We start from the raw sequence: 14,719 nt of genomic DNA, 5'->3' as shown, positions 1-14,719 counted from the left end.
CCTTCAAGACAGCTCATTATATTAGTCATCAAAGCCTTGTTCAAAGTCGATAATGTTCCCAGAGACTGCATCCACATCTACTTCGTATTCATATTGACCGTCTTTCAGTTCAATTTCATATACACCATCATCAAGCTTAATTTTTGTCACTTTACCCTTTGCTTTTGTTTGGGCTGTCTTGATAGCCTGCTCTTTTGTAATTATTTTTGTTGTAGCAGTCGTAGCAGGAATATGATCATCCCAATCATCGTCATCTAGACGTTCCTTTTTCTGCTTGAGCAATTTTCCACTATAAGCATCAAATTTTAAATCATATTCTTCTGTATCTGTATACACCTCTACTTCATAATTAGAGCTAAACTGATTTTGGTCAAATTCGATATTGGCAACTGTACCATCCACTACCGCTAGAGCCTTCTTCTCAATTTCCTGCATGGATAAGACCTTTTTTTCTTGGGCATTTCCTGATAATAAAGTCGTCGAGCCAATCGCTGCACCCACTCCCAGTGTAATTACTAGTGCTGGAATCATGATCATTTTTTTCATGTTCATCTCTCCTTTGGTTTATCTAAACTTAGCTTACCAATTGAAGATGATAGAACAATAAGAGAAACATTAGAATTTCATGAGAATGATTTAATGATCGTCATCCCATGTTACAGACAGTACTTTTCCTGAAACAGCATGAATTTGAAATGTAGCTTCGTCCTCCTGCGTTTCAATCTCAACTAAATAGTAACCACCCTCTGGGGTTTCTTCAAAATCAACTGAATCCACTTCACCCTTTAATTGCTTAAGAGCTATTTGAATGGCCTGTTGTTCAGTAATAATAGGCTCTTCGATAGGTTGTTCTTGTGGCTCAACCTTTTTCTCAGCCAGTAGTTCGCCAGTATAACCATCAAACGTTAAATCCTTTTGAATTTCCTCATTTTCAACACGTACAGTGTAAATGGAGTCTGTAAGCATAACGCTTTCTATATCTCCATATTCCTTTTTAACCATTTGTCTGATCTGCTTTTCTGTTAAAAGTAATTTACTATGTCCTTCTTTCAGGATTAGATCAGTCACCTGTTGTGTCGTAACATCGAGTATAGCTGCATACTTGACATCGTCACGCGTAAAAAGCATTTCAAAGTTATTTCCTTGTTTTTCAACCTGTGTAACATGACCATTGTAGATAGTCTCAATATGCCGAATAGCCTGCGCTTCACTAAGAGGTTGAACGTAAAAATAACGATGTTGAACAAACCAAATTACTCCACTACAAAGAAGGATAATAACAACAATTACTAACATCCACTTTTTCATTGCTGTCCCTCCTTTGGTATACATAAAGTAAAGCTTGAGCCTTCCCCTAGCTTACTTTTCACATCTATCGTTATACCTAATTGTTGTGCCAGTTCGTGTGCTATTGCTAGCCCTAGCCCTGAACCACCTGTTTTACGATTACGATCCTCTGTTACACGATAGAAACGCTCAAACAAATGAGGAATATGCTCGACTGGAATACCAATACCAAAATCTTGGATGGTAATACGTACATGGTTGGTTGTTTCAGTGGCTTGAATACGTACTTCATCCTCACTATATTTCCTAGCATTATCCAGCAAAATAAAAAGTAGTTGCTTCAATATTTTTTCATCACTATTAATAAATTTTGGTATCTGCGCATCAATTCTAAATGTTCGATGATAAGCCTGTTCCATTTGTGAAGCTACTTTATTTAAGAAAGGGGCAAGCTCTAGTTGTTCGAAATGAATGTCCAATTGCTCTTTGTTTTTAGCTAGTTCTAGCAATTGCAACACCATTTCATGCATACGAGATGATTCATTGGCAATGGCCTGTAAGGATTCCTGAGCAACCTCACGATTATCAAAACCCCTTCTTAGGAGTAGTTTTGCATAACTTTCAATGACAGTTATAGGAGTTTTTAACTCGTGAGAGGCATTTGATACAAATTCTTGTTGCTTTTGATAATGTTGTTCAAGCTTCTCCATCATTATATTAAAAGTGCGGTTAATGTTTATTAACTCGTCCCCACCTTTTTCTGTAGTATCTATTTTTTCATATTTCCCAGTAGATGCACTTTTGCGCATGGTCTCATTTAAACGTTCTAGCGGTAATAAAATAAGTCGCCCAAGTACCAAGCTCGCTAGGAAAATTGGAATCGTTGCCACGACAGATACAACAACTAAGATGACCTTTAACAAATCTAATGTCCGTTCTACTTCTTCCATAGATTGCTGTAATGTTATGTCCACTACCGTTCCGTCGATCCAAATAGCAGGCATAGTGTAGGTAATGGCAGGGACTTCTTGCATTTCAAGGGTAGCTTGAACCTTTGTTTTCAAGCGTTCACCATCATAAATATAAACAGAACCATCTGTTGGCATATAAGCTCTTAATACTTGCTGTAAGTTGGTTTGTGCATTTAACTGACTCAGTGTAGAGCTTAAATCATTTGCCCGTGACTGGAGCTGATTATATTCCGTATCATAGGCAAATTTCTCATACAACAAATAAATTCCACTATTTGTTGCCACTATAATAACTAGCATAAGCAATGTTGTTAGTAGATGAATTTTTGTTTTAAGTCTCATAACTATGTTCCTTTAGCACATATCCAACACCTCGAATTGTTTGGATAAGAGGTGCTGGATTAGCAGCCTCAAGCTTTTGCCGTACATAACGTATATAAACATCCACAACATTTGTATCCCCATAATAATCATAGCCCCACACAGCCTCTAATATTTGCTCCCTTGTCAGTACTTGTTTAGGATGCTTTAGTAAATAGAACAACAAATCATACTCACGAGGTGTCAGCTGAATTTCCTTATCAAAATACACAACTTCCCTTGTTTGCTCGTTTATCGATAAATGGCCAAATGTAAGTGCAACTTGCTTTGGATTTACCTTCTGCGAAAACCGTAGTGCATTGCGAATTCGTGCCAGTAGCTCCTCAATTTCAAAAGGCTTTGTCACGTAATCATTGGCTCCTAAATCCAAGCCCTTTACCTTATCCTCTACTTCACTTTTAGCAGTTAGCATGATAACAGGTGTTTGGGATTCTGTTGCACGAATACGCTTTAGCACATCAATACCGCTCATCTCAGGTAGCATGATATCAAGTAAAATTAAATCCCATTGCTGCTCACGGTATTGTAGTAAGCCTTCTGCTCCTGTATGAGCCATTGCTGCCTCATATCCTTCAAATTGAAGCTCCAGTTGTAGCACTCTCGCAATATTCTCTTCATCTTCTATAATTAAAATTCGATGTGTCATGTCGAATCCGTCCTTCGCCTTTTCTTTTCATCGTATACGATACAAGTGGTGAAAGTCTAATTAGAAAATGATGAGAAAGACAATACATTTCTTTTTTTGACACAGGGTACGTCTTTAACTAATAAACTTTCGGTAAAAAGCTGTAAATATCCCTTTTCTCAAAAATTCCTGAACTTACTTTAGCAACTTTTTTGCCATTTAAACGGCTTGGAAAGGGAAACTCAATATGTGGACCATTATAATGAATAATTGTCACTGTACCATCAGAGTTATTACGCCAATCATAATTCCTTTCATCCGTTTTAATTGAAAGTTTAATCGATACAAAAGCTAAACTTAAGAATAATATGAAGAAGGCAAGACGAACGATTTTCAATAGAAACACTTCCTTTTCTATTAGCATAATAATTTACATCCTTACGCACTATTGAGTAATGTTAATAATTTGAACAAAAAAACTCACCAAAAGCTTTATGGATAGCCATTGGTGAGGTTTTTAATTATTGATGCAAAGCTCTAGACAAAAATGTTACAAACTCCGCACGTGTTACAGGATCATTTGGTCTAAAGTTGCCATTATCTCCAATTGTGATCCCATTTCCTGCAAGTATAGCGATAAAGTTATGTGCCCAGTGTGTTTTTGGCACATCCTCGAAAGTATCTTTATTCGATGAAGTTAAATTAAAGGCAAGAACTAATACTTTTGCCATTTGAGCGCGTGTCAAATTCGTAGTTGGCTGGAAGTTCCCATCTATGCCTTCAAACAGACCTGCTTGTTGCACCTGATCGATTACCCCAAAATAGAGATGGTCTTTAGGTATATCGTTAAATTCTCGCGCATCTTTTTTCGGTTCTAGCTCTAATGCTCTTGTTAATATCAGGGCAGCATGCTGGCGCTGAATTGGTGCATTTGGCTTGAAGGTGCCATCTTGATAGCCTGTAATAATGCCCTGCTTTGCCATCTCCTGAATCATCGCCCAGGCCCAATGTCCTTGAGAAATATCTGAGAAGATGATATCTGGCTCTGTTGGTTGTGGATCAATTGGTTCTTCAGGTTTAGGTTTTTGTTCTTCAGATTTAGGTTCTTCAGGTTTTTGTTCTTGTTTTTCAGGTATGTTTGGCCCTGGTTTTGGGGATGGATTCGGAGATATACTTCCTCCACCACCCGATGAACCGTCTTTTACCCAATGGGCATATAAGGTGATATTGGACTTCACTACATCTTTAGAAAAATTCCATGGTATCGTCAGTTCAATATCCTTATACCAGCCTGTAAATGTATAGCCTGCCTTTATTGGATTTACTGGATTTGTTGCTAAGGTATCTTTAGTTACCTTCTGTGATGCTACTGCACTTCCTCCATTTGTTTCGAAATCCACCGTATACTGTGCGACGACGTTTTCCCATTTTGCATACAAGGTTGTATTTTGGGTTATCATATCCGTTGTAAAATTCCATGGTGTGGTGAATTGAGCATCCTTATACCAGCCTAAAAATGTATACCCTGGTTTTATAGGGATTACTGGTTTACTTACTAGTGCCTCATAAATTACTGTAATAGGATTGATTGCTGTCCCCCCATTTGTATTAAATGTGACAACATATGAATTTGCTTCCCATTTCGCATACAAGGCAAGATCTGATTCTTCAATATCAACAATGCTATTGACTGTATAATCTATACCATCTCCCACGTTAGTGCTGTTCCAACCATCAAATGTATAGCCAGTTTTTTCTAAAGATCCTATATTATCTAAGATCGTTGCTGGAGTATTTCTTGGATACATATTCATATCTACTGGTGGATTTCCTTGTTCAGAGCCATTTCCATGATAGATAATTTGATAAGTAAGTAACTCGAACTGGTGATTATTTTGATTGGCATAGGCTTGAGCAGTCGATGCATCATGACCATAAATAATTAAATTACTTGGATTTGCATTAAAAATATCTTCTAAAAGAATCGTTGCATCCGATAATATTTTCACTTGTTTAAGATTATTGTCATTAAAGGCATTATCCTCTACAGTCATTACATTTTTAGGAATTTCGATGCTACTAAGTCTATTCTTCCCAAAGGCCCATCTACCAATATTCGTTACACTACTAGGAATCTCTATACTTGTAAGCTGATTATCGAGAAATACACTTTCCGCTATACTTGTTATACTTGAGGGAATCGTTACATTTGAAAGTTCATTGGTAGCAAATGCATACGCTCCTATACTTACGACACTAGTAGGTATTACTAAAGAGGTTATGTGATTATCTGAAAACGCCCATTCTCCTATAGTCTCCAAAGTTGCTGGTAACTCAATGTTTGTTAATTGGTTCTCCATAAATGCGAAATCCCCAATTGTCTTAAGTTGATTTGGCAGCTTAACTGTAGCAAGTGCATTATCTAAAAATGCATATGAGCCAATTTGAGTAACTTGATCTGGTATTTCTATAGCAGTAAGTTTATTTGTAAAGAATACACCTTCACCTATCTTTTTAAGGTTATTTGGTAGTTTCACATACGTTAATTGATTTTCTGCAAATGCCACATCTCCAATGCTTGTTACACTGTCTGGTATAATTACCTGCGTAAGACCTTTTTCACCAAATGCTCCACTACCTATTGCTGTTACTACCCTGCCATCTAGCTGACTTGGAATGGTTATTGCCATATCAGTACCTATGTAATCTCTAATCGTTACTGACCCATCCCTATTTTTTGTCCACTCATAATCCGCTTCATTGACAGGATCTGGAGAATTTATACCTTGAAAGTTTATATTCAACCTATCTGCATACTCTTTTGCAGAAGAATTCTCTGGAGCATAAATAACAAGGTTAGGACTATGCCCTATAAAAGCATCATCACCTATTTCAACATCTTTAGAATATATAATGATTTCCTTTAGGTAATTATTTGAAAAGGCTTCATCTCCAATGCTTTTCACACTTTCTGGTATCTCTAAACTTTCAATATCATTCCTTGCAAATGCATTTGACCCTATTATTTTTACACCCTCTGGAATTTTCACATTGACAATATCATTCGTTGAAAATGCATGATCTCCTATACTAATAACACTTTTAGGTATATCTACGCTTTCTAGAAAATTTCCAGAAAATGCATAATTTCCGATACTACTTAGATTATTTGGAAGTATCACATTTGTTAGTTGGTTTAAGGAAAATACACCATCACTAATGTTCGTTAGATTACTTGGCAGTGTCACACTTGTTAACTGATTTTGATAAAAAGCATAAGCACCAATTGTTGTTATTGTTTCTGGTATCATGAGGCTTGTCAGATTTTTATTAGTAAACACCCAAGCGTCTATCCCTGTTACGATTTTCCCTTGTATTTGATGAGGAATTACCATGTCTCCGCCAGTACCTGTGTATGTCTTTATAGTTATCGATCCATCAGGGCTATCTTCCACATCATAATCAGCTTCATTAGCAAAAGTAAAAGGGATTTTCACTAACATCATGAAGATAAATAGTGTAAACCATATTCCATATCTAACACTTTTTGCTTTCATATAGTCTCTCCTTTCTTTAAAAATGAAATAATTCTTCTTCATCTTAAAGGTAATTATTTACTCCCACTATTGAGGAATGTTAATTATTTTTAGGTAAATACAAAAATCCCATCATTGGTAGTCTTATCACACCAGTGATGGGATTTTTTCTTATTGAGAGAGGGCTCTATATAAAAAAATTGCGAATTCTGCCCGTGTAACAGCATCATTAGGTCTAAAATTACCTTGATCACCTATTGTGATACCGTTTGACGCAAGAATAGCAATATAATTGTATGCCCAATGAGTAGCAGATACATCATTAAATGTTTCTTTCTTATGGGCTGTTAAGTTTAAAGCCTCTACCAATACTTTGGCCATTTGTGAACGTGTCATATTAGTTTTTGGTTGGAAGTTTCCATCTATGCCATCAAACAGCCCTGCTTGTTGCACTTGCTTAATTTCCTCAAAATAGAGATGACTTTCAGGAATATCCTTAAATATAAACGCCTCTTTTTTCGGTTCTAGCTCTAATGCTCTGGTTAACATTAGGGCAACATGCTGGCGCTGAATTGGTGCATTTGGCTTGAAGGTGCCGTCTTGATAGCCTGTAATAATGCCCTGCCTTGCCATCTCCTGAATCATCGTCCATGCCCAATGGCCCTGAGGAATATCTGAGAAAGTAATGTTTGCCTCTGTTTGGGGTGTTGGCTCGGTTGGTTGTGGCTTAGCTTGATCTTCAGGTTTAGGTTCTGGTTTTTCAGATAAGGTTGGCTCTGTCGTTTCTGGCTCTGTTAGTGTTGGGGACGAATTTCCTCCACCACCTGAAGAATCGTTTGCTAGCCATTGCCATTTTGCATATAAAGTAGTATTAGCTGTCACTATATCTGTATGGAAATTCCAGACTTTTGTGAAATGAGCATCTTTATACCAACCTGCAAATGTATAGCCTACCTTTATTGGGTTGATTGGTTGCATTGCGGTTGTATTAGCAGTAATCCTTTGGGGCGATATAGCACTTCCACCATTTGAAGCAAAGTCCAGAATATAATGTACAGTTACCCTTTCCCATTTCGCGTAAAGTGCTGTATCTTCTGCCACTTTATCAGTATCGAAGCTCCATGGTTTGGTCAGCTCTTCATTCTTATACCAGCCTACAAATTTATAACCTGTTTTTGTCGGGAACAGTGGTTCATCTATTACCTCATTATACTTAGCTGTCACAGGAGAAATTAACGTCCCTCCATTTGTATAAAAGGTAATGATGTATTCATTTGTTAGCCATTTTCCATATAACGTCATACTCTCTGTCACTTTATCGATCTCGAAGTTCCACGGTATCATCAGCTTTTCGTCTTTATACCAACCTGCAAATGTATAGCCAACTTTCGTTGGATCTGATGGCTTGGCTAATAGCTCTCCATTCAATACCTCGATTGTTATTGTGTCTGTATCTGTATGAAATATAACAGTGTATGGTTTTTTTGCCCATTTTCCATATAAAGTTATATTTCCCGTTATCACATCTGTATCAAAGTTCCAGGGTACAGTCAATTCTTCATCTTTATACCAGCCTATAAATTGAGAGCCATCTTTTATCGGAGTTGCTGGTGCAAGTGCTTTTTCTCCAGCCAGTATTTGCTGTTCATCAATAGCTGTATCGCTATTTGGCTCAAATGTAAGTGTATATGTTAACGCATTTCCCTTTGCATAAATTTTTGTTGGCTGTGTGATATTGCCATCCCACGGCTTTGCCCATGCCAAATCACTATACCAACCATCAAACCTGTCACCTTGGTAGTTAAATGTATTAGGCTGCAGCACTAATGGTCTATTAAAGTAAACCCAATGCAACTGATTAGAGGCAAATGCCCAATCTTCTATATATGTAACTGCTTCAGGAATAGTCACTTCTTTCAGGTTATTACCATAAAAAGTATAGAACCCTATCTTCTTTAAGTCATCAGGTAGAATAATGGTTGTTAAGTGATTTTGATAAAACGCGTAGTTCCCTATACTTGTCACGCTACTGGGAATGGTTACACTTTCTAATTTATTCCTCGAAAATACACTGTTCTCAATTCTTGTTATACCATCTGGAATTGTCACTGCTGTTAGCTGATTATTCGCAAATGATTCTGCTCCTATTGTTTTTACGCTATCAGGAATATAGACAGTCGATAACCGATTGTCAAAAAACGCTAGATTACCTATACTCTCTAATCTATTAGGGAGGGTCACAGTCGTGATCTGATTCATCAAAAATGCTCTATCCCCTATTTTGGTCACACTTTCAGGGATAGTTACACTTGTCACATTCTTATTGAAAAATGAAGATTCCCCTATTATCGTAACGGGCTGTCCGTTAATAACAGCTGGAATATCAACATGCCCTCCTGCCCCTCCATAGGCTACAAGTGTTATGCCTGTGTCATTTGGCGCTGTATGGAATCTTGCATTACCAACTAGATTTTTGTTAAGGCTCTTTTTAGCATGACTATCCGCTCCTTCTTCAATAGCATTATGCTCATTCGCATAAGAGGCTGGAACTTGCCCATATTGGAAAAAGAGCAATATTAGAACAATCATCATGTTCGAGATTCTTTTCATTCCTCTCGCTCCTTCCTCTTAAAATCAAGTATTCTCCTCCCTTTATCTTAGAAAATTCAAGATACTTCCACTATTGAGGAATGTTAATTGTTTTATGTAAAAAAAAGACCGCTACCTAAAAAAGATAACGGATAACCTTATACCAGCGTGTTTAATAATATTGCCTGGGCTCGATTTTTAACACCTAACTTACTATAAATCCCCGAGAGATAGACTCTTACTGTACCTTCCGATAAAAATAGCTGCTCGGCTATTTCTTTATTAGAAGCACCTTTTGATAATAATAAAAATATTTCCTGTTCACGAGTTGTAAGGGACGCCAATGGTGAAATTTGCTTATACTTTTGAACACATTGGAGCAAGTGCTCAACGTAGCTCATGGAAACCTCCCTCCACTCCATTTCAAAAGATTGCTTTCGAATAGCGGCATATTTTTTTAATAAAGCATATGTTTGAGGCTCATCTATAAAGGTTCTGATATATTGATATGGTTCGGCTAATTTCAAGGCTTGGTGTAATTTTTCTAACGCCTCATCTGCTTGTCCTTGCTCAACCAAACATATGGCTAATAAAATTGTCGCTTCTATACGAGTAGATAGCTGTTCTTGTTGTTGCGCCTGTGATTGCACCTGTATAATCAATTGCTGCGCTGCTAGTAGATGTCCTTCCATGAGTAAATAACGTGCTTTTACTAGCAAATAAAATGGAAAATCCTTACCTACTTTGACCTTAGCTAACTCCTGTTCTGCTTGGACAACATTGTCTTCACGTAAAAATAAAAGTGCCTTCATTACTCTTATACTATCAATCCAATGGCGTTCATTGACAGCTTCAATTGCATGATCTAAAACCCCTTGAGCAACTATATATTGCTGTTCTAACACGGCAATTTTACTTTTAAGAATATACATCGGTACTAACAATCCTGCATCTTGAAATTGATGTCCAGAACGTATAGCTTCCTCTAATTCTGTTGATAGCTCAGCAAATTGGTTCCACTCATATAATTTTTCTGCACGCACGCCATAGCTATAGCCCGTCATACTTAAGTTTTTAAATTTCCCTGTTCTAAACTTAGCAAAATAAGACATAGCCTGTTCATCTGAAAGTAACTTCCCTCGAGACCCGATATTTGTTCTAAACAACATAGGCTCTGATTGATTATATTGTATAAATATTGCGTCCCATTTGGACCTGACTGGATTTCTCTCCAGTCTTTGTCGAATATATTCCCCAGCTTGAGAAAGATCTCCGTTTTTCATGACAAAGACATAGGCTTTCACACCTAGAAAATCATCGACAGCAGATGCATACTCACTTTTATTCATCCATTGATTGGACCTATGCTTTTGTTCTAGGTCTAGTATCGTCCGATAAGCATCTTCTAAATTGTGTAATGCTGCGAGTGTATAGGCATACATTACCATCAACTCTGGGTGTACCTCATAGCCATTAGACAAAAATGTATCAATCCATTTTACATAGGATGTTGAATGACCACAGGAAAGAAATGTTACAAGATGCTCCTGAATCCATTGTTCAGCATACATAAATACGTTGCCGCTTAAAGCAAGCTCTATAGCAGATAAAAAATTTCCATTATTATATAAAGCTACAGCTGCCTTTTCATATAAATACAAAATATCTTGCTGAGTAAAACGATTGCTCAATTCTTGGCGCAATGCTTCTCTAAATAAGTTGTGATATCGAAAAACCTGCTCTTTTGCTTCTACTCTACTAATAAATAATCCTTGTTGATCAAGCTCTAATAAGACTACTTGAGCATCAGTACGGTTTGTTAGGACATTACATGTATCAGCGGTTAATTGTTCCAAAAGTGAAGTATAAAGAAGAAAAATTTGGAGGGATGGTGCAAGTTTGGAAAAAACCTCACTCATTAAATATTGGAACACATATAAATTACTTTCTTTTAACTCTTTTTCTACATTATGAAAATCCGCTAAATTAGTTAATTGCAACCCTGTTGGCCAGCCCTCTGTTATCTCAAAAACCTTTTGAAATACCTTTACATCCAGCTTTTTATTTAAATTTTTATAAAATTCTTTTGTCTCTTCATACGTAAAAAGAAGTTGCTCTAAACCAATTTCAAGCAAGCAATGGTTTAATCTCCACTTTGCAATAGGTAATGAAATAGTTGATCTACTAGTCAAATAAATAAAGCAATTTTCAGGTAAGAAATCAATTAGTCGAGTCATCGCTTGATGGATAGCAATATTATGAATATGATGATAATCATCAATCATAATATGAATCTTTTTAGTAGATAGCGATAATTCATATAAGAGAGAGTCCACTAAAAACTCTAATGGTAACTGTGGTTGTGCATGGAGTATAGAATTAATCCGAGAGGCAGCTTCTGGCTGTAATGAGTGACCAATAGCATGAATTAAATACTTCCAATAGCGATTTAGATCATTGTCTGTTTGGTCCACCGTATACCATGCTACTGCCGTCTCAAGTTGCTGAAACCAACTACTTAGAAAAGTGGTTTTACCATACCCTGCTGGCGCTTGTACTACTATAAGTTTTGCTGTTGACTGGAGTAGAATGGCATTTAATCGTTCTCGCTCAATAATTTGCTTGCCCGTTTGAGGGACTGTTGTTTTTGAGGCTACTAAAATATTTGGCACATGTAGACCTCCTTTCTCTTTAACAACTTTAAAAGCCTAGCCATTCTTTTGCCCATAAAATGGCCTTCGTGCGAGATTTCACACTTATTTTACTGTAGATTCCTGTTAAATATATACGAATTGTTCCCTCTGTCAGCTGCAATTGTTGTGCAATCTCCTTATTAGAAGCACCTTCTGCGAGTAATTGCAGAACATCTTTTTCTCTTGCAGTAAAGTTAGTGAAAAACTCATCTTCTGTGCTGTCATTTAGTAATAGTTTATTTACATAGGCTAACGGCACTGACTTAAATGTATCTCCCTTATTATGCTGACGTAGACGCCAGTATTTATTAAGTAATGGCCAGATAGAATCCTCCTCTATAAATGTACGGTAATACCCGTAGGACACTCCATGTTCAAGAGCATCATGTAATACTGTTAAAGCGAAATCCTCTTTACCAAGTGAAAAATGACAAATGGCTTCTAGCAAGCCCGCTTCAATAAGCGTAACGATTTGCTTTTCCTGAGTTGCTCCTTCTTTTAAACGAATAGCAATTTGCAATGCTTCCTCCAGTTGATTTTTAGCATATAGAATTTTACCTTGAACTAATAAATAAAATGGATTTTTTGATGCAATTCTATAATTGATAAAATCCGTCACTCTAAAAAATTCCTGTTGTGCATATGAAATATTTCCTTCCAATAAATAAGATTGTGCTTTCATAATATAGAGCATACCTATCCAATAAGGTTTATCGGTTTCCTTCATAGCTTCAAGCAATAACAGATGTGCTTCTTCGAATTGTTTTTTAGTCATATAAATACGAGCCTTTAATAAGTACATTGGTATAAATAATCCTGGATCTTGAAAATGTAAACCATATTGTAAACCGATTTCTAACTCTTTACTTGCTCTATCTAAATCATTTATTTCATACAAAATTTCAGCTAGTAATCCATAGGTAACGCCTGTAATATTTCGCTCCCTTATTTCACTTTCATTCAACACTTGAATCAGTTCATCCATTTTTACTACTGGTAAGAATTTTCCTTTTGCACCTACAAAAGTACATAAAATTCTAGGCTCAAATTGATTATATTTTAAAGAAATATGATATAAAGATGACTTATTCTTTCTTACATTTACGCGTGTTTGTAAACCTACTTTTGCCTTTTCAATGTCTCCATCTTCCATATAACCTATATAAGCCTGTATAATTTCAAAGATTTTTGATACAGCAATGAACTGAAAACCCTCCATCCATTTCCATTTATTTTGTTTAAATAGTAGTTCCTCTATGATTTTATTCGCCTGATCAATTTCATGGGTTGAAAACAGAGTAGTAATATATAAGACAAGCATATTAATATCTACTGGAAACTGAGCATTCCTTAATTTCTGTATCCACTGCCCGAATAATAGAGTATGTCCCTCGGCAAATATTTCGACTAAATATTTTTGAATCCATTCATGTGCAAGCTTGTATAATTCGCCATTTAAAGCAAGCTCAATTGCCGCTACATAGTCTTCTCTTTGGCATAAATTAGTGGCTGCTTCGTAATAAATAGAGGTAATCATTTCATAGGAATATTGCCTTTGAAATTCTACCTGTAGGGCATGCCTAAATAAAGTTTGGTAACGATAAACGGGTGGATGAGCTTGTACTTGTTCGATAAACAAACAATTTTTCTCCAGCTCTGAGAATGTAGTTAAACTATCTAATCCGTTCGTGATGGATCCACAAACACTCGGATCTAAGTAGTTTAAAATGGAAGTTCTTAGTAGAAAATCTTGCAATTCTTGAGGTAATATTAAAAGAATTTCTTGCATGAAGTACTCATGTATATATGAACTAGCTTTGGCTAAAATTTCTTCACTACTAAGATTACCTATCATTCCACCTGTTGATTGCTTTATCAGTTGGATACCTGCTATCCAGCCCCCTGTAGTCTTTAATAAAGGCTTCAGCGCATCCTTCTGTTCATCATTAGTAACAGAATTAAAGAAAGATTGTAGCTCTTCTAAATCAAAACATAATTGACCCGTCCCGACTTCTAGTATCCAACCTTTTACACGCCATTTTGCTAGTGGAAGTTCTAAATTAGTTCGTGTAGTTATATAGATCCGTGCATTGGCTGGTAAATATTCAATAAGTCGATTGATAATTTGATGAATTTGAGGGTTGTGGATTTCTTGAAAATTATCAAAAACAATATGAATATTTTCTTTATATGTATCCAAATCGTTTAACAGTGTATCTATAATTGTTTCAAAAGGTGGTGTTTCATCTAGTATATTGTTTAACTTTTGTTCTACATTCAATATGCTAAAAGATAATGTATGTATTAAGTACTTTAAAAATCTCACAGGATCATTGTCATTCTGATCGATAGTAAACCATGCTACCGATTCATCAATATGCTTCAACCACAGACTTAAAAGAGTCGTCTTTCCGTATCCTGCGGCTGACCGTATAATGGTTAGTTTTTTCATTCGATTGTTAGATAAAATAGAAAATAATTTCTTCCTCTCTAATACATTTGGCACTGTACGTGGAATTGTTACTTTTGATTTTACCCATACCATATCCATCACCTTGTCTCCCTTCTACATTTCATTAGTTCTATAAATTTCGAATTTTCCCTGCAATTTAATTTTTCTACTCATTCACTTCATCC

The 14,719-nt window shown here is 36.2% G+C and carries 9 protein-coding genes; all 9 read right to left on the bottom strand.

The features are described 5' to 3' along the window. Positions 1 to 21: 21 nt before the first annotated feature. On the bottom strand, positions 22 to 546 hold the full coding sequence (locus NYE73_RS01420; RefSeq protein WP_259951195.1) for a PepSY domain-containing protein: 525 nt from the start codon (positions 544 to 546) through the stop codon (positions 22 to 24). Positions 547 to 636: 90 nt separating this feature from the next. Further along, complete coding sequence (locus NYE73_RS01415) at positions 637 to 1,308, bottom strand: PepSY domain-containing protein (RefSeq protein ID WP_066038373.1); 672 nt, start codon at positions 1,306 to 1,308, stop codon at positions 637 to 639. Beyond that, positions 1,305 to 2,600: a HAMP domain-containing sensor histidine kinase gene (locus tag NYE73_RS01410; RefSeq protein ID WP_259951194.1), complete on the bottom strand. Its 1,296-nt coding sequence runs from the start codon at positions 2,598 to 2,600 to the stop codon at positions 1,305 to 1,307. The genes NYE73_RS01415 and NYE73_RS01410 overlap by 4 nt, the downstream gene beginning before the upstream one ends. Next, positions 2,590 to 3,285 carry a response regulator transcription factor gene (locus NYE73_RS01405; RefSeq protein WP_048391922.1) on the bottom strand — a complete coding sequence of 232 codons (696 nt, stop codon included), beginning with the start codon at positions 3,283 to 3,285 and terminating at the stop codon, positions 2,590 to 2,592. Before NYE73_RS01405 ends, NYE73_RS01410 begins: the two co-directional genes overlap by 11 nt. 118 nt (positions 3,286 to 3,403) lie before the next feature. Then, complete coding sequence (locus tag NYE73_RS01400; RefSeq protein WP_048391923.1) at positions 3,404 to 3,688, bottom strand: hypothetical protein; 285 nt, start codon at positions 3,686 to 3,688, stop codon at positions 3,404 to 3,406. Positions 3,689 to 3,785: 97 nt separating this feature from the next. Next, entirely contained in the window at positions 3,786 to 6,821 is a 3,036-nt protein-coding gene (locus NYE73_RS01395) for a leucine-rich repeat protein (protein WP_259951193.1), read from the bottom strand. A 150-nt stretch (positions 6,822 to 6,971) separates the two neighbouring features. After that, positions 6,972 to 9,410, bottom strand: coding sequence for an InlB B-repeat-containing protein (locus NYE73_RS01390; RefSeq protein ID WP_048391925.1), 2,439 nt, complete (start codon positions 9,408 to 9,410; stop codon positions 6,972 to 6,974). A gap of 137 nt (positions 9,411 to 9,547) precedes the next feature. Beyond that, complete coding sequence (locus tag NYE73_RS01385) at positions 9,548 to 12,061, bottom strand: LuxR C-terminal-related transcriptional regulator (RefSeq protein ID WP_311198650.1); 2,514 nt, start codon at positions 12,059 to 12,061, stop codon at positions 9,548 to 9,550. Between the two features lie 28 nt (positions 12,062 to 12,089). Further along, positions 12,090 to 14,633 carry a LuxR C-terminal-related transcriptional regulator gene (locus tag NYE73_RS01380; RefSeq protein WP_259951192.1) on the bottom strand — a complete coding sequence of 848 codons (2,544 nt, stop codon included), beginning with the start codon at positions 14,631 to 14,633 and terminating at the stop codon, positions 12,090 to 12,092. Positions 14,634 to 14,719 lie beyond the last annotated feature (86 nt).

Source organism: Lysinibacillus sp. FSL K6-0102 (assembly GCF_038003545.1).
GTDB classification, from domain to species: Bacteria; Bacillota; Bacilli; order Bacillales_A; family Planococcaceae; genus Lysinibacillus; species Lysinibacillus capsici.
This window is presented reverse-complemented; position numbering and strand designations above follow the sequence as displayed.

Excerpts from the sequence above, each read along its gene's own strand:
- NYE73_RS01420 (WP_259951195.1), bottom strand. The coding sequence starts at position 546 with ATGAAAAAAATGATCATGATTCCAGCACTAGTAATTACACTGGGAGTG.
- NYE73_RS01415 (WP_066038373.1), bottom strand. The coding sequence starts at position 1,308 with ATGAAAAAGTGGATGTTAGTAATTGTTGTTATTATCCTTCTTTGTAGT.
- NYE73_RS01410 (WP_259951194.1), bottom strand. The coding sequence starts at position 2,600 with ATGAGACTTAAAACAAAAATTCATCTACTAACAACATTGCTTATGCTA.
- NYE73_RS01405 (WP_048391922.1), bottom strand. The coding sequence starts at position 3,285 with ATGACACATCGAATTTTAATTATAGAAGATGAAGAGAATATTGCGAGA.
- NYE73_RS01400 (WP_048391923.1), bottom strand. The coding sequence starts at position 3,688 with ATGCTAATAGAAAAGGAAGTGTTTCTATTGAAAATCGTTCGTCTTGCC.
- NYE73_RS01395 (WP_259951193.1), bottom strand. The coding sequence starts at position 6,821 with ATGAAAGCAAAAAGTGTTAGATATGGAATATGGTTTACACTATTTATC.
- NYE73_RS01390 (WP_048391925.1), bottom strand. The coding sequence starts at position 9,410 with ATGAAAAGAATCTCGAACATGATGATTGTTCTAATATTGCTCTTTTTC.
- NYE73_RS01380 (WP_259951192.1), bottom strand. The coding sequence starts at position 14,633 with ATGGATATGGTATGGGTAAAATCAAAAGTAACAATTCCACGTACAGTG.